The sequence below is a fragment of the Uliginosibacterium flavum genome, assembly GCF_040566545.1.
Classification (GTDB): domain Bacteria; phylum Pseudomonadota; class Gammaproteobacteria; order Burkholderiales; family Rhodocyclaceae; genus Uliginosibacterium; species Uliginosibacterium flavum.
In genome coordinates, this window is the sequence record NZ_JBEWZI010000011.1 from 52,739 (window position 1) to 69,119 (window position 16,381).

General features: G+C 62.7%; 19 protein-coding genes. 11 read left to right on the forward strand and 8 right to left on the reverse strand.

The window, feature by feature from the left end:
* The first annotated feature begins 5 nt into the window (after positions 1-5).
* From ABXR19_RS11475 to ABXR19_RS11510, 8 genes are all read left to right on the forward strand, one after another.
* Positions 6-860 (forward strand): ParB/RepB/Spo0J family partition protein, encoded by an 855-nt coding sequence (locus tag ABXR19_RS11475; protein ID WP_354601270.1) that lies wholly within the window; start codon positions 6-8, stop codon positions 858-860.
* A gap of 177 nt (positions 861-1,037) precedes the next feature.
* A complete protein-coding gene (locus ABXR19_RS11480; protein ID WP_354601271.1) occupies positions 1,038-1,334 on the forward strand; it encodes a GIY-YIG nuclease family protein in 297 nt (98 codons plus the stop codon).
* A complete protein-coding gene (locus tag ABXR19_RS11485) occupies positions 1,331-1,777 on the forward strand; it encodes a GNAT family N-acetyltransferase (RefSeq protein ID WP_354601272.1) in 447 nt (148 codons plus the stop codon). The genes ABXR19_RS11480 and ABXR19_RS11485 overlap by 4 nt, the downstream gene beginning before the upstream one ends.
* Before the next feature lie 69 nt (positions 1,778-1,846).
* Complete coding sequence (locus tag ABXR19_RS11490) at positions 1,847-2,347, forward strand: hypothetical protein (protein WP_354601273.1); 501 nt, start codon at positions 1,847-1,849, stop codon at positions 2,345-2,347.
* Positions 2,344-3,189, forward strand: a complete 846-nt coding sequence (locus tag ABXR19_RS11495; RefSeq protein WP_354601274.1) for a hypothetical protein — start codon at positions 2,344-2,346, stop codon at positions 3,187-3,189. The genes ABXR19_RS11490 and ABXR19_RS11495 overlap by 4 nt, the downstream gene beginning before the upstream one ends.
* 97 nt (positions 3,190-3,286) lie before the next feature.
* Positions 3,287-3,583 (forward strand): cupin domain-containing protein, encoded by a 297-nt coding sequence (locus ABXR19_RS11500; RefSeq protein WP_354601275.1) that lies wholly within the window; start codon positions 3,287-3,289, stop codon positions 3,581-3,583.
* 49 nt (positions 3,584-3,632) lie between these two features.
* On the forward strand, positions 3,633-4,025 hold the full coding sequence (locus tag ABXR19_RS11505; protein WP_354601276.1) for a hypothetical protein: 393 nt from the start codon (positions 3,633-3,635) through the stop codon (positions 4,023-4,025).
* Between the two features lie 3 nt (positions 4,026-4,028).
* The gene (locus tag ABXR19_RS11510; protein WP_354601277.1) at positions 4,029-4,850 is read left to right on the forward strand and encodes a polysaccharide lyase family 7 protein; all 822 of its coding nucleotides are present in this window, start codon (positions 4,029-4,031) and stop codon (positions 4,848-4,850) included.
* A 129-nt stretch (positions 4,851-4,979) separates the two neighbouring features.
* Here ABXR19_RS11510 and ABXR19_RS11515 read toward each other — a convergent pair whose 3' ends face one another.
* The 4 genes from ABXR19_RS11515 to ABXR19_RS11530 form a co-directional block, all read right to left on the reverse strand.
* Positions 4,980-6,674: a cation:proton antiporter domain-containing protein gene (locus ABXR19_RS11515; protein ID WP_354601278.1), complete on the reverse strand. Its 1,695-nt coding sequence runs from the start codon at positions 6,672-6,674 to the stop codon at positions 4,980-4,982.
* A 215-nt stretch (positions 6,675-6,889) separates the two neighbouring features.
* Positions 6,890-7,414: a GNAT family N-acetyltransferase gene (locus ABXR19_RS11520; protein WP_354601279.1), complete on the reverse strand. Its 525-nt coding sequence runs from the start codon at positions 7,412-7,414 to the stop codon at positions 6,890-6,892.
* 12 nt (positions 7,415-7,426) lie between these two features.
* Positions 7,427-8,632, reverse strand: a complete 1,206-nt coding sequence (gene hemW / locus ABXR19_RS11525) for a radical SAM family heme chaperone HemW (RefSeq protein ID WP_354601280.1) — start codon at positions 8,630-8,632, stop codon at positions 7,427-7,429.
* Between the two features lie 5 nt (positions 8,633-8,637).
* On the reverse strand, positions 8,638-9,516 hold the full coding sequence (locus tag ABXR19_RS11530) for a spermine/spermidine synthase domain-containing protein (RefSeq protein WP_354601281.1): 879 nt from the start codon (positions 9,514-9,516) through the stop codon (positions 8,638-8,640).
* 148 nt (positions 9,517-9,664) lie between these two features.
* Between ABXR19_RS11530 and ABXR19_RS11535 the strand changes: the two genes are divergently transcribed.
* Genes ABXR19_RS11535 through ABXR19_RS11545 form a run of 3 tightly spaced genes read left to right on the forward strand, consistent with a single transcriptional unit; the run spans position 9,665 to position 12,813 of the window.
* Positions 9,665-9,961, forward strand: a complete 297-nt coding sequence (locus ABXR19_RS11535) for an STAS domain-containing protein (protein ID WP_354601282.1) — start codon at positions 9,665-9,667, stop codon at positions 9,959-9,961.
* Positions 9,962-9,994: 33 nt separating this feature from the next.
* Positions 9,995-11,746, forward strand: coding sequence for a chemotaxis protein CheA (locus tag ABXR19_RS11540; protein WP_354601283.1), 1,752 nt, complete (start codon positions 9,995-9,997; stop codon positions 11,744-11,746).
* Positions 11,747-11,763: 17 nt separating this feature from the next.
* The gene (locus ABXR19_RS11545) at positions 11,764-12,813 is read left to right on the forward strand and encodes a protein-glutamate methylesterase/protein-glutamine glutaminase (RefSeq protein WP_354601284.1); all 1,050 of its coding nucleotides are present in this window, start codon (positions 11,764-11,766) and stop codon (positions 12,811-12,813) included.
* A 305-nt stretch (positions 12,814-13,118) separates the two neighbouring features.
* On the opposite strand, the gene htpX is transcribed toward ABXR19_RS11545, so the two are convergent.
* From htpX to def, 4 genes are all read right to left on the reverse strand, one after another.
* Positions 13,119-13,958 carry a zinc metalloprotease HtpX gene (gene htpX / locus ABXR19_RS11550; RefSeq protein ID WP_354601285.1) on the reverse strand — a complete coding sequence of 280 codons (840 nt, stop codon included), beginning with the start codon at positions 13,956-13,958 and terminating at the stop codon, positions 13,119-13,121.
* A gap of 134 nt (positions 13,959-14,092) precedes the next feature.
* The gene (aqpZ, locus tag ABXR19_RS11555; protein ID WP_354601286.1) at positions 14,093-14,794 is read right to left on the reverse strand and encodes an aquaporin Z; all 702 of its coding nucleotides are present in this window, start codon (positions 14,792-14,794) and stop codon (positions 14,093-14,095) included.
* Between the two features lie 80 nt (positions 14,795-14,874).
* Positions 14,875-15,810, reverse strand: a complete 936-nt coding sequence (fmt, locus tag ABXR19_RS11560; protein WP_354601287.1) for a methionyl-tRNA formyltransferase — start codon at positions 15,808-15,810, stop codon at positions 14,875-14,877.
* 65 nt (positions 15,811-15,875) lie between these two features.
* Positions 15,876-16,379 (reverse strand): peptide deformylase, encoded by a 504-nt coding sequence (def, locus tag ABXR19_RS11565; RefSeq protein ID WP_354601288.1) that lies wholly within the window; start codon positions 16,377-16,379, stop codon positions 15,876-15,878.
* Between the last annotated feature and the right edge of the window lie 2 nt (positions 16,380-16,381).

The following is a 16,381-nucleotide window of genomic DNA, read 5'->3' on the forward strand; positions in this document are numbered from 1 at the left end:
ATCCCATGAAACCCAAGATGAAAGGCCTCGGTCGCGGTCTCGAAGCCCTGTTGGGCGGCGACGCGCTGCCCTCCGACACAGGCAACCTCACCACCTTGCGCGTCGAAGACCTGCAGCCCGGCAAGTACCAGCCGCGCACGCGCATGGATGCCGGCTCTCTGGAAGAGCTGGCCGCCTCGATCCGCGCTCAGGGCATGATGCAGCCGATCACCGTGCGCCCCATCGCCGGTGGTCGTCACGAAATCATCGCTGGTGAGCGCCGCTGGCGTGCTGCGCAGATCGCCGAACTGACCGAAGTGCCGGTCATCATCCGCGAGATTCCGGATGAAGCCGCGCTGGCCATGTCGCTGATCGAAAACATCCAGCGCGAAGACCTCAACCCGCTCGAAGAAGCCACCGGCATCCAGCGCCTGATCGACGAATTCGGCATGACTCACCAGCAGGCGGCGGACGCTGTCGGCCGCTCGCGCCCGGCTACGTCCAACCTGCTGCGCTTGCTGCATCTGCCCGCCGCGGTGCAGGAACTGCTGATGGCCGGTGACATCGAAATGGGCCACGCCCGCAGCCTGCTCGCGCTGCAGCCCGCCGATCAGATCCTCGCCGCCAACCAGGTTGTCGCCAAACGTCTGTCGGTGCGCGACACCGAAAAGCTCGTCAGCAGCCAGCTCAAGCCCAAGGAAGCCAGCCTCAAGGCTAAACCCGCCGCCGACCGCGACGTGACCCGCTTGCAGGACGAACTGGCGGACAAGCTCGGTGCGGTGGTGGCGATCAAGGCCAACAAGAAGGGCGCGGGTGCGCTGACGATCGAGTTTGCCAGTCTGGATCAGCTGGATGGCTTGATTGCGAAGCTGAGTGCCTGAGTGCTTGTGATCGCTCGATAAAGCCCGTTCGCCCTGAGCGTAGCAAAGCGAAGTCGAAGGTTAGCGTGCCCCCTGAAACTGTGCTTCGACTCCATCCGCTGCGCTTCTTACGCTCAGCACGAACGGTGTTGGGGGTGGGCGTTCTGCAAAAATCTTGTGCGTTGCATGGGAGGTTTGGTGTTCTGGGTTTACATCCTGAAATGTGGCGACGATAGCTACTACACCGGCCACACCGACAATCTGGAGCTGCGCATCGGTCAGCATCACACAGGTGTATGTGGTGGCTATACCTCCAAGCGTTTGCCGGTCGAGTTGTGCTGGTCACAGGAGTGCGTCACTCGCGAAGAGGCGCTATCTGCTGAATTGCAGATCAAAGGTTGGAGTCGCAAGAAGAAGGAAGCGCTGATGCAGGGCGATTGGCTTGAGATTAATCGTTTGGGCCGGGGCAAACGTCGGCATGAAAGGCTGAAATGAGTTCCGAGTTCATTCCACTCACTGCAGACAACATCGCGCGCTTCGTACCGCTGTATGTCTCCGTTTTTAACGCCCCGCCGTGGAATGATGGCTGGACGGAAGGTGTGGCGCTGGAGCGCCTCCAGTCATTCGCTCGTTTTCCCACTTTCGACGGACTGGGGTTGCTGATCGACGGCGAACCAGCTGCGCTGGTGTTGGGTTGGGGCGAGCGCTGGGTCAAGTCATGGATCTTCCATATTCAGGAATTCTGCGTGGCGGGTGATCGGCAGCGCAGTGGTTTGGGCAAGGTATTGATGAGTGAGTTTGAACGCCGCTTGCAAGAGCAGGGCTTCAGCAGCGTGTATCTGCATACGGGTGAAACCGCTCCCGCACGCGGCTTTTATGAGGCGGTGGGTTACAAGCAGAGTTTCAAGGCAGTGTCTCTGAGTAAACGTCTCGCATAGCCGCATCCACAAACACTCTCCCTCCATCCATCAATGAACCCCTCACCCAGCAAGGATCTCCAGCCTGCCATGCCGGAAAGCCACGCCCGGCGAGGCTTTCGGCTTGCCGTCCGGGTGCTGAAGCATCTGGTGATCTTTCTCGCGGTGCTGATCATCCCACCCCTGGTGTATGACCTGGTCAGAGTCACGCCCTTGGCGCAGAACAATCTGGCGCTTATGTCCGGGGCGATCACCTGGCCGCTGTACGCGCTGTGGCTGAGCGTGAAGTGCCCATGGCCGCGCCTGCGCTTCGTCCTGCTTCAGCTGGTGGGTGTGTTCACGCTGATCGGGTTGGCGGCGCTGCTGGCGCATTGCCGGGCGCCGGACTGGCTGATGTGGGGCGTGCTGCTGGTTCCTCTGAGCGTGGCTCTTCTGCCACTGCCAGCTTTGCGCCGGGTGGAGCGGCAGCAGGCCGGTTTTCGTCGCAACTGGTTGTTCGGCAGTCTGGCCAGTCTGCCCTTCGCGCTGGGTTTTGGCGCGCTGATGTTCTACGGCTCGGCAATGTGCGCGATGGCGGGGATGCGCTGGTGAGTCGCTCGAAACGCGCGCTTCTGATGGCTATCGCCTTGTGCCTGATCGGGCTTTCGGGTGCGGCGGGCTGGTATTGGCGAGGCGTTCTCGATCAGTCGCAGGCAGTCGCGGCGCAGGCTGAGTTGCCGCCCGAGGCGCTCGCGGATGCTGACAGCTTCATCGCCGCCCTCGCAGGTCTGCCTCAGCCGGTTGCCGAAGCGCGTCTGCTGGAATTGGTCGCTGCTTTTCAGGTGCGCCAGGATGCGCTGCATCCGCCGGTGCTGATCGACGGGGCCGATTACGCCGATGCTGCCGAGGAGCACGAGACACTGACGCTGGACACGACAGGTCCGTATTTCGTGCTGCAGATCATGCGGGTGGAGCAGGCGCATACCGCGCGTTACGGCATCGATGGCGGGGTGGATAGCTACCGCAGCATCATTCTGGACAAGGCGACCCTGCAGCCGCTGGCTGATCTGCCCGGGCCAGTTCATGCTTTCGGCAATCCGGCCTTGCGCCTGTCGCTGCCGGCACGTAATGATTGTTTAGGGCTGGTGCCAAGCGGCGAGCTGGAAGTTTATGACCTGCGTGCCGCGCGTCCGATCTTCCGTACGCACCTGGCTGACGGAATCGTGAGTACGGGCGAGCCGGACCAGGAAGGCCCGGAAACCCTGCGCTTCACGACCCATCGTGAGGAAGGCTTCGATGATGGCAAGGAACACCACTGTGATGTCGGCGATTGGGTGCGCAAGTTCGACACGGTTTTTGCGCTGCGCTGTGACAGCAAGGCAGGCAAGTGTGCGCTGGAAGAGGTCTCGGTCGAGGTCTCCGCTGGCTGCCAGGATATCGGCGGCTGTGATTGATCATGCTTGAAAGCCGCTCCCAGTCTTACTCTACAGCCACTCTGCCATGAAACCAGCTCCCATCTTGAATCTCCAGCACCCCCTTCCTGAGGCGGCCGTGAATGAACACTTTCAGACCCTGCTGAGTCGGCCCGGCGTGCGTTTGGAGCGCATCGTGTCGGACGGCCAGGTCAGCCCGCCGGGCTTCTGGTACGTGCAGGCTGAGGATGAATGGGTGCTGCTGCTGGCCGGCGCCGCGGCGCTGGAATATGGCGACGGCACGCGCTTGGAACTGACGCCGGGCGATTCGTTGCTGATCCCGGCTGGCTGCCGCCATCGCGTGGCCTACACAGCGCCGCGCACCGTGTGGCTGGCGCTGTTCTGTGCAGCGCAGGATGGCGGAATTCCGCGGTAATATCGCCCCGTCCGGGTGAGTTGATCCCGTTTCGACCGAGGGGAAACGCATGATTCGCAAGATGATTCTGGCTGCTTTGGCGGTGCTGGCTGTGCAGGCCGGGCCGGGCATGGCGGCGCCGGCACCGACTTGTTTTACGCCGACCAAAAAATTCAATAATCGTTTTATCGGCAATTGGGAAATCGCCGAATGGAAGGTGCGCTACACGATCGTGGGCAAGGGCAAGCAGATCTGCCTGTACGCACGCGACGCGCAGGGCGATGAGTGGTTTGATATCAGTAGCGTGAAATGGGATGGCCAGATTCTTTCTGCCAGCTTCCTGATGCCCTCGACCCAGTGGCGCACGCAAAGCCGGTTGACGCTGATCGACGCAGACAAGATTCGCGACGAGTACAGCAACAAGGATGGCAAGCAGACCGACATCTGGACTCGGCGGAAGTAAAAGATGTGGTTCAAGGCGATTCTGGCTGGCGTCGCCTTGCTGGCCTGTGGTGCGGCGGTGGCTGAGGAGGCGCCGCTGAGCACGAGCGGCCTGAGCCGCTGGAAGCTGACCCTGCCGGTCGATGTGAATGGTGACGGCAAGGCCGACGAGGTTACGAGTTTGTGGGGCTACCGCAATTCGCCCTGGTTCCACGCTACGCCGGACGGCATCGTCTTCCGCGCCCATGCGGGCGGCGCGCGCACCAGCGGCAATACGGCGTATGCGCGTTCCGAATTGCGCGAGATGGACGAAGCTGGCCGTCTGGCTGCCTGGGATTGCCTGCAGGACAAACGCAGCCTCACCCTCGAACAAACGCTGCTGGCAAGCACCACGGCCAAGCCCGAGGTGACCATCGGCCAGATCCACGATGCCAAGAACGATAACCTGATGCTCAAGTACATCGGACCGGCGAAAGCCAATGGACGCAGCGATACCGGCCGCATCGAGCTGCAATGGTCTGATTCGGCCCAGCGCGACATTCTCGACAAGGCCTACGCCCTCGGCCAACCAATGCAGGTGCGGATCGCTGCCGATCAGGGCACGCTAAGGGTGATCTATCGCAACCTGGCCAGCGGGCTGGAAAAGCGGGTCAGTGCGCAGCTGGATGTGGCCAGCATTGTCGGCGCCTGCTACTTCAAGGCCGGGGTCTACATCCAAGCCTGCAGTCGCATTGATAGCGATGGTAAACCCAACGTCGCATGCGCGAAGAAGGCTTGGGCCGATGCCCGTTACGATGCGCCTGAGGCTTACGCAGAGCTGCTGGTCCGGCGCATTGATCTGAAATAGAACCTACCTGCAGAGCCGCCCTGAGAAAGGCTTCGCAGGATACATACTCTGTCAGTAATGCAGGACGCGCATCTCTGCCATGCATGCCTGAAGATCAAGGCTGCAAGCGGGTTTTCAGGCAGGTGTAGCTCAGTGTGTGCCTGCCGCCCGTGCCAGCACATGCGCTGCCATGGCGCGGGCCAGCTCGTCTTCACCGACGAAGATGCGGATGCCGGCTTCCTTTGGCAATGCCGTCGCGGCGCTGTCGGTCAGGGTGTGCACCATGATCTCGATGCCCGGGTTCAGGCTGCGGGCTGTTTCGATCATGCTGCGCACCTCGAAGCAATCCGGTGAGGCCACCAGCAGTATGCTGGCGCGGGCGATGTGGGCTTGCACCAACACCATCGGGTCGGCCGGGTCGCCGCAAACTGCAGGTACGCCACGCGCACGCAGGGCTTCGACTTGTTCCCGGTTGTCATCGGCGACGACGTAGCGAACCTGCGCTGCATCGAAGGTCTCGGCAATGCGTTGACCAACCGCACCGTAGCCCACCAGCACAACCTGGCCGCTTAGGTGAAGCTGGTCTACGCTCTGCGGCAACTCTGCCAGCGGATCGGTGCGGGCTTCCAGCTTGCGGGCCAGCGCCGATCGCGCCAGTGCCCAGCGGCGCAGTGGTTCGATGGCGGCGAACATCAGCGGGTTGAGGGCGATAGAGATGAAGGCGCCGGCCAGCACCAGACTGGCGCCCTGCTGCGGGAACAGGCCGAGCTGGGCGCCCAGGCCGATCAGGATGAAGGAGAACTCGCCAATCTGCGCCAGGCTGGCCGCCACGGTCAATGCGGAATTGAGCGGATAGCGGAATGCCAGTACCAGTACGAAAGCGGCAAGCGTCTTGCCCAACATGATGATCGCCACCACGCCGAGAATCTGCAGGGGCTCGCGCAGCAGGACGGTGGGGTCCAGCAGCATGCCGATGGAGACGAAGAAGAGCACCGAAAACGCATCGCGCAGCGGCAGGGATTCGTCGGCTGCGCGGTGGGCGAATTCCGATTCGCGCATCATCATGCCGGCGAAAAAGGCCCCCAGCGCAAAGGATACGTCGAACAGTTTGGCTGAACCGAAAGCCACCCCGACGGCGGTGGCGATCACGCACAGGCTGAAGAGTTCGCGCGAGCCGGTCTTGGCCACCATGCCGAGTAGCGCCGGGAACACGCGCCGGCCGGCCAGCAGCATCAAGGCGATGAAGGCGCCGACCTTGAGCAGGGTCCACGCCAGGGTGATCCATGCACCGCCAATCGCGCTTTCCTGTGCCTGGCCGCCGAGCAGGCCGGCCAGCGGCGGCAGCAGCACGAGCACCAGCACCATCGCCAGATCTTCCACGATCAGCCAGCCCACCGCGATACGCCCGTTCACCGAATCGAGCACGCCGCGATCTTCCAGCGCCCGCAGCAGCACTACCGTGCTGGCGCAGGACAAGGCCAGCCCGAATACCAATGCTTCACCCGGACGCCAGCCCCAGAAATGCGCGGTGGCGAAGCCGAGTGCCGTCGCCACACCGATCTGGACGATTGCGCCGGGCACCGCAATGCGGCGCACGGCCAGCAAGTCCGCCAGCGAGAAATGCAGACCGACACCGAACATCAGCAGCATCACGCCGATTTCAGCCAGCTGCGAGGCCAGCCCCATGTCTGCGACGAAGCCGGGCGTAGCCGGCCCGATCAGGATGCCGGCGAGCAGGTAGCCCACCAGCGGCGGCATGCGCAGACGCGCGGCAAGATAACCGAAAATCATCGCCAGCCCGAGCGCAGCAGCAATCGTGGTGATCAGGGTGATTTCGTGGGGCATGGCAGGATTCCGGCTGAGCGATCAATTTTTGTCACAAGCTACGACTGGCGGGAAAAGCCTGTGGTTCCCTGCCTGCAGAGCCTTTTGTAGAAAGGCTCTGCAGGCAGGCCGCCTGAAGATGCGCTCTGTACTTGCCTGAGACGGGCGCCTGCCTGAAGATCAAGTCTGGTAGAGGGTTTTCGGGTCATGCCCTGGCCGAATCCGGCTCTCCTGCTTCAGCCCTTCAGCATCTTGTGGCAAATCAGGCTTTGGCCGCAGCGTTCGTGTTCGCCGCTCTCGACCAGCTTGAAACCCTGTTTTTCGAAAAAAGGCTTGGCCAGTTCGCTGGCAGTGGCCGTGATCTTCTTCGTGCCCATGGCGCCTGCCAGCTCCAGCAAGTCTTCGAGGATCAGGCTGGCCACGCCCTGACGATTTGCATCCGGCGCGGTGAACAGCAGGTCGATGTGGCCGGGCATCAGGATGCCACCGAAGCCGATGATCTCCTCGTTGCCGTTTTCGTCCTCTTCGACCGCTACGCGTACCCAGTTGTCCTGCAGGCGCTGCGCCCAGGCCGCGGCATCGTCGGCGCAGGCGGCCCAGGCCGCGCACTGCTCGGCGCTGTAGGCTTCGCGCCCGGTTTCGAGGATGGCGGCGCGATAGATTGTCGCGAGTGCCGGCGCATCGGCCGGGCGGTAGTCGCGGCTGCTGAAGCTGCCGAAGGGGGCGTCGTCGAGAGAGTTGTCGTTGCTTGAGTTGCTCATGGTCGTGTCGTTTCAATGCGCCAGAAAGTGTTCCAGCAAATCGTTGAGAAAACGCTGGCCGCGCTCGGTCGGGCGGATCAGCGTGTCGGTCACTTCCAGCAGGCCGCGCTGGCGGGCGGCGATGATCTTGTCTTCGATCACCTCCAGTGGCAGGCCGGTGCGCTCCTCGAACAGGCTGCGCGGCACGCCTTCGGTCAGGCGCAAGGCGTTCATCATGAATTCGAAGGGCAGTTCGTGGGCTTCCACGGTGTGCTGTTCCTGGATGAAATCGCTGGCCGCGCCTTGATCAAGGTAAGTGTTCGGATGCTTGTGGCGCATCTGGCGATGCACGCCCAGATGATCGGAGAGCTTGCCGTGCGCGCCGGCACCGATGCCCAGATAGTCACCAAAGCGCCAGTAATTCAGGTTGTGGCGGCATTTGTGGCCTTGCCGGGCGAATGCCGAGGTCTCATAGTGGTTGTAGCCGGCTTCGGCGAGCCGCGCTTCGATCATTTCCTGCATGTCGGCCGAGGTTTCGTCATCCGGCAGGCTGGGCGGGTCGCGGTGAAACAGGGTGTTGGGCTCCAGGGTCAGGTGATAGCAGGACAGATGCGGCGGCGCGAAGCTCAGCACCTGTTCCAGATCGGCCGCCGCCTCGGCCAGCGTCTGGCCGGGCAGGGCATACATAAGGTCGGCATTCCAGGTCGTGAAATGCGTCGCGGCAGCCTCCAGCGCGCGGATGGCCTGGGCGCGGTCGTGAATGCGCCCGAGTGCCTTAAGGTGGCCTTCGTCAAAGCTCTGGATGCCTACGCTCACCCGCGTGACGCCCGCCGCGTGAAAGGCCGCAAAACGCGCCGTGTCGACGGTGCCGGGATTGGCCTCCAGCGTGATCTCGCAACCCGGCTCCAGCGGCAGCAGGGTGCGCACGCTGGTCAGCAGCCGATCCAGCCCCTCGGGTGAGAGCAGGCTGGGCGTGCCGCCGCCTATGAAGATGCTGTGCACGCGCCGGCCCCACACGCGCGGCAGGGCCGCTTCCAGATCGGCGATCAGGGTGTCGATGTAGGCCTGCTCCGGGATGCCGGCTTCTTTCACGTTATGCGAGTTGAAATCGCAATACGGACACTTCTTCACGCACCACGGGTAGTGGATGTACAGCGACAGCGGCGGCGGTGCCGTCAGCGCCGGAGCGTGGGTCTTGAGCGAGGCGGCGCGGGGGATGATGGGGATGATGCGGGACATGGGGGTCAGAAACCTTCGAGCGACTCCAGCCAGGGCGGGCAGGCGAGGAGCGCATGATACTGGCTCACGTCGATCAGGCGCAGATTGCCGAGCAGGCCTTCGATGCGCGCGGCCAGCATGGCCGGTGGCACGGCGCCGGGGTCCAGCGTGTCGGAGGCCACCGCCATACTCCACAGCCCGCCATACAGCGGGATCGTCGGGAAGGTAGGGGTGACCAGGGCGAAGACTTCGCGCAGACGGGCGAGCAGGCTTTCGACTTGTTCACGCTGATGAAACGGTGAACCCAGATGCAGGCTCAGTGCACCGTGCGGGCCGAGCAGGCACTGGCAGGCGCGGAAAAAATCGACGGAGAAGAGCGGCGCGGCGGCTGTGTCGGGATCGGTTAGATCGAAGACGATCAGGTCAAAATGGCCGTCGGCGGGTTGCCAGTCGTGCACGTAGGCTGCCGCATCGCCCAGTCGCAGCGAGAGCAGCGGGTTGTCCAGCGCGCCCGCATGCAGCATCGGCAGGAATTCGCGGCTCAGGGTGATGACTTCCGGATCCTGCTCGGCCAGTACTACTTCCTCGATGCCCGGGAATTTCAGCAGTTCGGCGGCCGAGGCACCGTCGCCGCCCCCAAGGATCAGCGCCCGGCGCGGATCGGGGTGGGCCAGTGCGGCGATATGCACCAGTGGTTCGTGGCACAGGAAGGCATCACGCTCGCTGGCCATGCTGCGTCCGCCCAGCCGGTATAGGCGGCCGAAGGCGGGCGTGTCCCACACCTCCCAATTCTGATATTCGCTGTGTCCGCCGGCCAGCAGATGCCCGCCGCACAGGCTCTCCAGGCGTGGGCCAAGGGCTTCGCGGAAGGCGTCTGATGCGGCGAGAGGCAATTCATTCTGCATGGTTTTGGGGCGGCCCGGTGGCCCTGTCTATAAGGGAAAGCGTGTCAGTCGAACTCGCAAGTTCGCCGCTTGTGAGCCGTAATAAGAACACGATCTGCCCGACCCGTGTGTGCGACCAGTGGGCAGAAAAACCAGCCAAGGTGAGTAAATGATGCCGACTCAAGCTCTGACCGCCCCTGAAGAATTCACCGTCCATCATGTGCGCGCGCTCGCGCCCACGCTGATCCAGGCCGCCCGCAGCGGCGCGTCCCTGAATCTGGATCTTTCCGAAGTGAGCCATATCGACACGGCCGGCATCCAGTTGCTGCTGACCTTGCGGCGTGAGGCCGCGCGTTCGCTGACGCATCTGGAGTTTGATCGCCCCAGTAGTGTGGTGAGCGAGATGGTGACTTTTTACCAGCTCGGCAGCCTGCTCCAGGCGCCTGCCCGCTTGCTGTCGACCTGAGTACGCATCGGAAAAGTCAGGATGAATGCAGGAATGGACGAGGCGCTTGCCCTTTTCATAGCGGATTGCGGAACCCAGCTGGATACGCTGGAGACGCAACTGATGGCGCTTGAGCGTAATCCGGCCGATCACGCCGTACTGGATGCGGTGTTTCGCGCTGCGCACTCCATCAAGGGCAATGCGATGGTGGTGCATCAGGGCGAGGTGGAGTGGTTCGCGCATATTGCCGAGAGCGTGCTGGCGCGACTGCGCGACGGCAGTTTGTGGGGCGATGCTGAGTTGATTTCGGTGCTGCTCTCCTGCTGCGATCACTTACGTTTTCTGGTCGGCATGTGTGCGCTGGAGGAACCCGTCAGCCCTGAATTTGCCGAGGCCGACCGGGCCCGCCTGATCGGCCTGCTGGTGCCTTATCTTGAGGGCGAAGAGGCCAGCGTCGAGCCCCTTGCGCCGCAGCCGGAACAGGCTTTGGCGACGAGCGCCGATGCGTGTTGGCGTCTGACAGCGCGCTTTGCGCCGGATGTGCTGCGTCAGGGCATGGACCCGGCCTACTTCCTGCAGCATCTGGCCTCACTGGGGCGGATCTTTAGTCTGCAAACCTTCACGGATGCGCTGCCCGAGCCGCCCGACTACGATCCCGAGTTGTGCTATCTGCACTTCGAGATCTTTCTGGATAGCCCGGCCGACCGGCAGAGCATCGAGGACGTGTTCTCGTTTGTGCGCGACAGCTGCGAATTGCAGATCACACCACCCGCCACCCAGGTGCAGGGCTATGTGGAACGCATTCAGGCTTTGCCGGACGAAGATCTGCATACCGGTGAGATGTTGCTGCGCGTCGGCGCCCTGACGCCGGACGAGCTGGCCGACGGCTTGCGTGTGCAGCGCAGCGCCGAGGGCAAGCCGCTGGGCTCGATTCTGGTCGACGAAGGTTTCGTGAAGCCGGAACTGGTCAGCGCGGTGCTCGCTCGCCAGGATCAGATCAAGCAGGAGCAGGCGCGGCAAAACAGCCAGCTGCGGGTGTCGACCGAACAGCTGGAAGCATTGGCTGCGCGTATCGGTGCCTTGCAATGCGTGGTCGTCGGCCTGACGCAGCGCGGCGGCAATGTTTCACAGGCGGAATTATCAGTACTGCAGCATGGCCTTGGCGATGCCCGGCGCCTGGTTGAGGACCTGCGCAGCACGCATTTTGGCGAGCAGTTCCGCCGCCTGCACCGGGTGGTTCGCGACACCGCCCAGGAGCTGGGCAAACGCGTGGATCTGCAGTTGACGGGCAGCGACATCGTGCTGGAGCGATCCATGGCAGATCTGCTCGGCGATGCGCTGATGCACCTGCTGCGCAACGCCATCGATCATGGTCTGGAAACCCCCGCGCTGCGCCTGCAGGCGGGCAAACCGGCGCATGGCAATCTCAGCGTGGAAGCCAGCGTGGAGGGCGACTGGCTGATATTCAGCGTTTCCGATGATGGTGCAGGCATTGATGTCGATAAGGTTTGCGCCGTCGCGCATGCGCGTGGCCTTTTGCCGACGGGCGCGAGGCTCGATGCCGAAGCGGTTTATGCCATGTTGTTCGAGCCCGGCTTCTCCACTGCCGCGATGTTGACCCACTACTCCGGTCGCGGCGTGGGCCTGGATGTCGTGCGCGATGCCGTGCTCGCCCTTGGTGGTGAAATCAGCGTGCATAGCGCGCCGGGCCTGGGCAGCCGTTTCGAAATTCGCGTGCCGGCGCTGAATACCGGCGAGGAAGAAATGTTCACCGCAACAAATGTCTGCTTGAGCCCCATCGACTGATTTCGGAAGGCCTGAATATGATTAATGTCCTGATTGTTGACGACTCCGTTCTCGTGCGTGAGGCCGCCAAACAGCTTCTTGAGCAGCAGCCGGGCATCCGCGTGATGGATACGGCGATGGATCCCCTGTTTGCCATGGAGAAGATGAAGAAGGAATGGCCGGACGTAATCGTGCTGGACATCCAGATGCCGCGCATGGATGGCATCACCTTCCTCAAGAAAATCATGGCCGAACGACCTACGCCGGTCGTCATCTGCTCGACGCTGGTGGGCAACGGCGCGCAGGTCGGTATTGATGCTCTGGCGGCCGGCGCGGTGAGTCTGATTACCAAACCCAGGCTGGGCGTCAGCAGCTTTTTCGAGGATGAAAGCGACAGCATCGTCGCTGCCGTGCGTGCCGCCGCCCAGACCAATCTGACGCGACTGCGCCAGATCGCGACGAGTGCTGAACGGCCCATCGCGCCGCCGGTGGTGAAGACGCCGCGCATCGCCGGCGGCAGTGACAGCCGGGTCATTGCGCTGGGCGCTTCCACGGGCGGCACGCAGGCGCTGGAAACCGTGCTGACCGCCTTGCCGCCGGACTTGCCAGGCATCGTGATCGTGCAGCATATGCCCGTTGGTTTCTCCAGGAAATTCGCCGATCGCCTCAATCGCGATGTGCGTCTGGAACTGCGCGAAGCGCAGAACGGCCAGGCGGTGGAGCGTGGCCTCGCGCTGGTGGCTGAGGCGGGCAAGCAGATGCGCCTGCAGAAGAGTGGCAACGGTTACACGGTGGAAGTGATCGACGGCCCGGTGATCAATCGCCACAAACCTTCGGTGGATTGCCTGTTCGGCTCCGTCGCCAAAGCCGCCGGGCGCAATGCCATAGGCGTGATCATGACCGGCATGGGTGATGATGGTGCCTTGGGTCTGAAGGAAATGTTCGACGCGGGCGCCGCGACCGTGGCCGAATCCGAGGAAACCTGTGTCGTTTTCGGCATGCCCAAGATCGCGATCCAGCGCGGCGGCGTGCGCGACATCCTGCCGCTGCACAAGATCGCCGGGAAATTGATCGAGTGGGCGAGGTAGGCTGGCGTCGCAAGTCGCAAGTCGCAAGTCGCAAGTCGCAAGTCGCAAGTCGCAAAGGCGTAAAAGCGGCTCGGGCGGCTCCTTCTTCCCGGCAGGGAGAGGGCTGGGAGAGGGTCGAGTCAGCACCAACGACGACCCGCAGATCCTCGCCCATACGTGCTCTGCAGCATGCCATGCCACAAAGCCTTTGCCAGCAATGCTCTTCAGACTCATGCCTTGAAGAAGCCCATCCCGCGCGGCTCTTGAAGCCTTTGACCTGGAATTGTCGATTTGCGACTTGCGACTTGCGACTTGCGATCAGCGAATTACGCCATCGCCCGCAATCTGCGAATACGCTCCTCAGTCGGCGGGTGCGTCGAAAACAGCCCCGCCATGCCGCGACCCGAGAGCGGATTCATGATCATCATCTGGCCGGTTTCGGGATGCGCCTCGGCGCTCGGCATCGGAATGCCGCGCGCGTAGTAGTCAATCTTCTGCAGCGCATCAGCCAAGGCGTTCGGGTCGCCGCAGAAGGTGGCACCGCCGGCATCTGCTTCGTATTCGCGCGCCCGCGAAATCGCCATCTGGATCAGCATCGCCGCCATCGGGGCAAGCAGGGCCACGGCAATCGTGGCGATCGGGTTGCTTGGACGGCCGTTCTCGTCACGCCCGCCGAAGAACATCGCGAAGTTGGCAAGCGCTGAAATCGCTCCGGCCATGGTCGCGGAGATCGTCGACAGCAGGATGTCACGGTGCTTTACGTGGGCCAGTTCATGCGCCATCACGCCGCGCAGTTCGCGCTCGGTGAGCATTTGCAGGATGCCGGTGGTGGCGGCCACTGCCGCATGTTGCGGATTGCGACCAGTGGCGAAAGCATTCGGCTGCTGCTCGTTGATCAGGTAGACCTTCGGCATTGGCAGTTGGGCGCGCTGGGCGAGTTGCTTGACCATGTTATACAGGTAGGGCGAGCTGGCGGCATCAACCTCCTGCGCGTTGTACATGCGCAGGACCAGCTTGTCCGAGAACCAATACGAGAACACATTCATGCCGCCGCCGAAGATCAGCGCCAGAAGCATGCCGCGCTCGCCACCGATCATCATCCCGACCGCGCCGAACAAGGCCACGATGCCCGCCATCAGGATCGAAGTCTTGAGCCAGTTGAACATTGTCTTAACCTGCCTTCCAGAAAGTACCCGTGCTCATGCACGCAGGGGTTAGATGGGGCTGGGGCAGAAAGATTCAATCCACAAAGCACAAGCCCGGGACAGGCCCGGGCTTGTGCTGTTGGGAGATATCTCGATCAGACTTTTTCGCAGACCTTGTCGCAGCCGATGAAGCGATAGATCGTCGCGCCCAGCAAGGCGCCCGCAACCGGTGCGATCCAGAACAGCCACAGCTGCTCGATCGCCCAGCCGCCAGCAAAGATTGCGACGCCGACGCTGCGTGCCGGGTTGACCGAGGTGTTGGTCACCGGAATGCTGATCAGGTGGATCAGGGTCAGGCACAGGCCAATGGCAATCGGGGCGAGGCCGGCCGGTGCGCGCTTGTCAGTGGCACCGAGGATGACCACCAGGAACATGGCGGTCATCACCACTTCGCACACCAGCGCGGCGAGCAGCGAGTAGCCGCCGGGCGAGTGTTCGCCGTAGCCGTTCGAGGCGAAACCGGCGGTGACATCAAAGCCGGCCTTGCCGGATGCGATCAGATACAGCACGCCGCCGGCCGCGATTGCGCCCAGCACCTGGGCGACGATGTAGGGCAGCAGCTTGCCCGCCTCAAAACGCCCGCCGGCCCACAAACCAATCGAAACCGCCGGGTTGAGGTGACAGCCGGAAATGTGGCCGATGGCAAAAGCCATGGTCAGTACAGTCAGGCCGAAGGCCAGTGATACGCCGAGCAGGCCGATGCCGACGCCCGGAAAGGCTGCGGCCAGTACGGCGCTGCCGCAACCACCCAGTACCAGCCAGAAGGTGCCGATAAATTCTGCAGAATATGCTTTCATTTTTTTTCCCTGAATGAGCCGCCCCGGGGATGACCGAAGCATGAGGCGAGCCTATTCTACGATGCCGGATGCGATGTGTGTCAGGGCGCTGTGTACAGGAAGGAAATGCCTGCAGCAAGTTCGAAGCCGCGCAGGAAATCTCCCGCCGGCAGGCGTTTGCTGCCGGGTTTTTGCAGCACGGTCAGGCGTAATGCGCCTTCACCGCAGGCGACGACGACACCGTGGGCATCCGCGCTGAGCACTGTGCCTGGCTCGCCGCTGCCACTCACGGCTTCACCGGCCCACAGCTTGAGCGCCGTGCCATTGATGGTCGCCGCACCGCCGGGAAACGGGTCGAAGGCGCGCAGCTTGCGCGCCAATACTTCGGCGCTCTGGCGAAAATCCAGTGCGGCTTCGCTCTTGTCGATCTTGTGGGCGTAAGTCACGCCTTCAGCGGGCTGGATCGTCGCCGGCAGCGGGCCTTTTTCCAGCGTGCGCAAGGCTTCGACGATCATCGTGCCCCCCAGTGCGGCGAGCTTGTCATGCAGGCTGGCGGTGGTGTCGGTGGGCAAGATCGGCAGGGCTTGTTTCAGCAGCATTGGTCCGGTATCCAGACCGGCTTCCATCTGCATGATAGTAATGCCGGTTTCCGTGTCGCCGGCTTCGATGGCTCGGTGAATCGGTGCCGCACCACGCCAGCGCGGCAGCAGCGAGCCGTGAATGTTCAGACAAGCCAGACGCGGCAGATCCAGCACTACCTGCGGAAGGATCAGGCCGTAAGCGGCAACCACCAGCACATCGGCGCCGCAGGCCGCGAGCGCCGCCTGTTGTTCGGGCGTGCGCAATTTTTCGGGTTGATCTACCGGAATGTCGTGGGCCAGCGCGACTTGCTTGACCGCGCTGGGATGCAGCTGCATGCCGCGCCCGGCGGGGCGATCCGGCTGGGTTAGCACCAGTGGCACTTCGAAGCCCGCGTCAAGGATGGCGCGCAGGGCGATGGCAGCGAATTCCGGCGTTCCGGCAAAGGCGATTTTCATGGGGACTAGGTATTGGGGACTGGGAACTGGGGGCAGGGAACCCAGTTCCGAGTTCCCATTACCGATTACGCCGTTATTCTCGCCCGCTTGGCGATTTTGGCCTTGATGCGGTTCTGTTTGAGCGGTGAGAGGTATTCGACGAAGACCTTGCCTTCAAGGTGATCAATCTCGTGCTGTACGCACACGGCGAGCAGGCCGTCGGCGTCGAACTCGATGGGCTCGCCTTTTTCGTTCAGGGCGCGCACGCGTACGTGTTCGGCACGTTTAACTATGTCGTAGATGCCGGGCACCGACAGGCAGCCTTCTTCGCATTCCTGTTCGCCATCGCGGGCGATGATCTTGGGATTGATCAGGGCGAGCAGGCCACTCTTGTCTTCGGAGGTGTCGATTACGATCACGCGTTCATGTACATTGACCTGCGTGGCGGCGAGGCCGACACCCGGTGCGGCGTACATGGTTTCAGCCATATCGCGCACCAGTTGGCGGATACGTTCATCGACGACGGCTACCGGCTGAGCCTTGGTATGCAGTCTGGGATCGGGGTAATGGAGGATGGGCAATAGCGCCATTT

Excerpts from the sequence above, each read along its gene's own strand:
- ABXR19_RS11475 (WP_354601270.1), top strand. The coding sequence starts at position 6 with ATGAAACCCAAGATGAAAGGCCTCGGTCGCGGTCTCGAAGCCCTGTTG.
- ABXR19_RS11485 (WP_354601272.1), top strand. The coding sequence starts at position 1,331 with ATGAGTTCCGAGTTCATTCCACTCACTGCAGACAACATCGCGCGCTTC.
- ABXR19_RS11490 (WP_354601273.1), top strand. The coding sequence starts at position 1,847 with ATGCCGGAAAGCCACGCCCGGCGAGGCTTTCGGCTTGCCGTCCGGGTG.
- ABXR19_RS11505 (WP_354601276.1), top strand. The coding sequence starts at position 3,633 with ATGATTCGCAAGATGATTCTGGCTGCTTTGGCGGTGCTGGCTGTGCAG.
- ABXR19_RS11510 (WP_354601277.1), top strand. The coding sequence starts at position 4,029 with ATGTGGTTCAAGGCGATTCTGGCTGGCGTCGCCTTGCTGGCCTGTGGT.
- ABXR19_RS11515 (WP_354601278.1), bottom strand. The coding sequence starts at position 6,674 with ATGCCCCACGAAATCACCCTGATCACCACGATTGCTGCTGCGCTCGGG.
- ABXR19_RS11520 (WP_354601279.1), bottom strand. The coding sequence starts at position 7,414 with ATGAGCAACTCAAGCAACGACAACTCTCTCGACGACGCCCCCTTCGGC.
- hemW (WP_354601280.1), bottom strand. The coding sequence starts at position 8,632 with ATGTCCCGCATCATCCCCATCATCCCCCGCGCCGCCTCGCTCAAGACC.
- ABXR19_RS11530 (WP_354601281.1), bottom strand. The coding sequence starts at position 9,516 with ATGCAGAATGAATTGCCTCTCGCCGCATCAGACGCCTTCCGCGAAGCC.
- ABXR19_RS11535 (WP_354601282.1), top strand. The coding sequence starts at position 9,665 with ATGATGCCGACTCAAGCTCTGACCGCCCCTGAAGAATTCACCGTCCAT.
- ABXR19_RS11540 (WP_354601283.1), top strand. The coding sequence starts at position 9,995 with ATGGACGAGGCGCTTGCCCTTTTCATAGCGGATTGCGGAACCCAGCTG.
- ABXR19_RS11545 (WP_354601284.1), top strand. The coding sequence starts at position 11,764 with ATGATTAATGTCCTGATTGTTGACGACTCCGTTCTCGTGCGTGAGGCC.
- htpX (WP_354601285.1), bottom strand. The coding sequence starts at position 13,958 with ATGTTCAACTGGCTCAAGACTTCGATCCTGATGGCGGGCATCGTGGCC.
- aqpZ (WP_354601286.1), bottom strand. The coding sequence starts at position 14,794 with ATGAAAGCATATTCTGCAGAATTTATCGGCACCTTCTGGCTGGTACTG.
- fmt (WP_354601287.1), bottom strand. The coding sequence starts at position 15,810 with ATGAAAATCGCCTTTGCCGGAACGCCGGAATTCGCTGCCATCGCCCTG.
- def (WP_354601288.1), bottom strand. The coding sequence starts at position 16,379 with ATGGCGCTATTGCCCATCCTCCATTACCCCGATCCCAGACTGCATACC.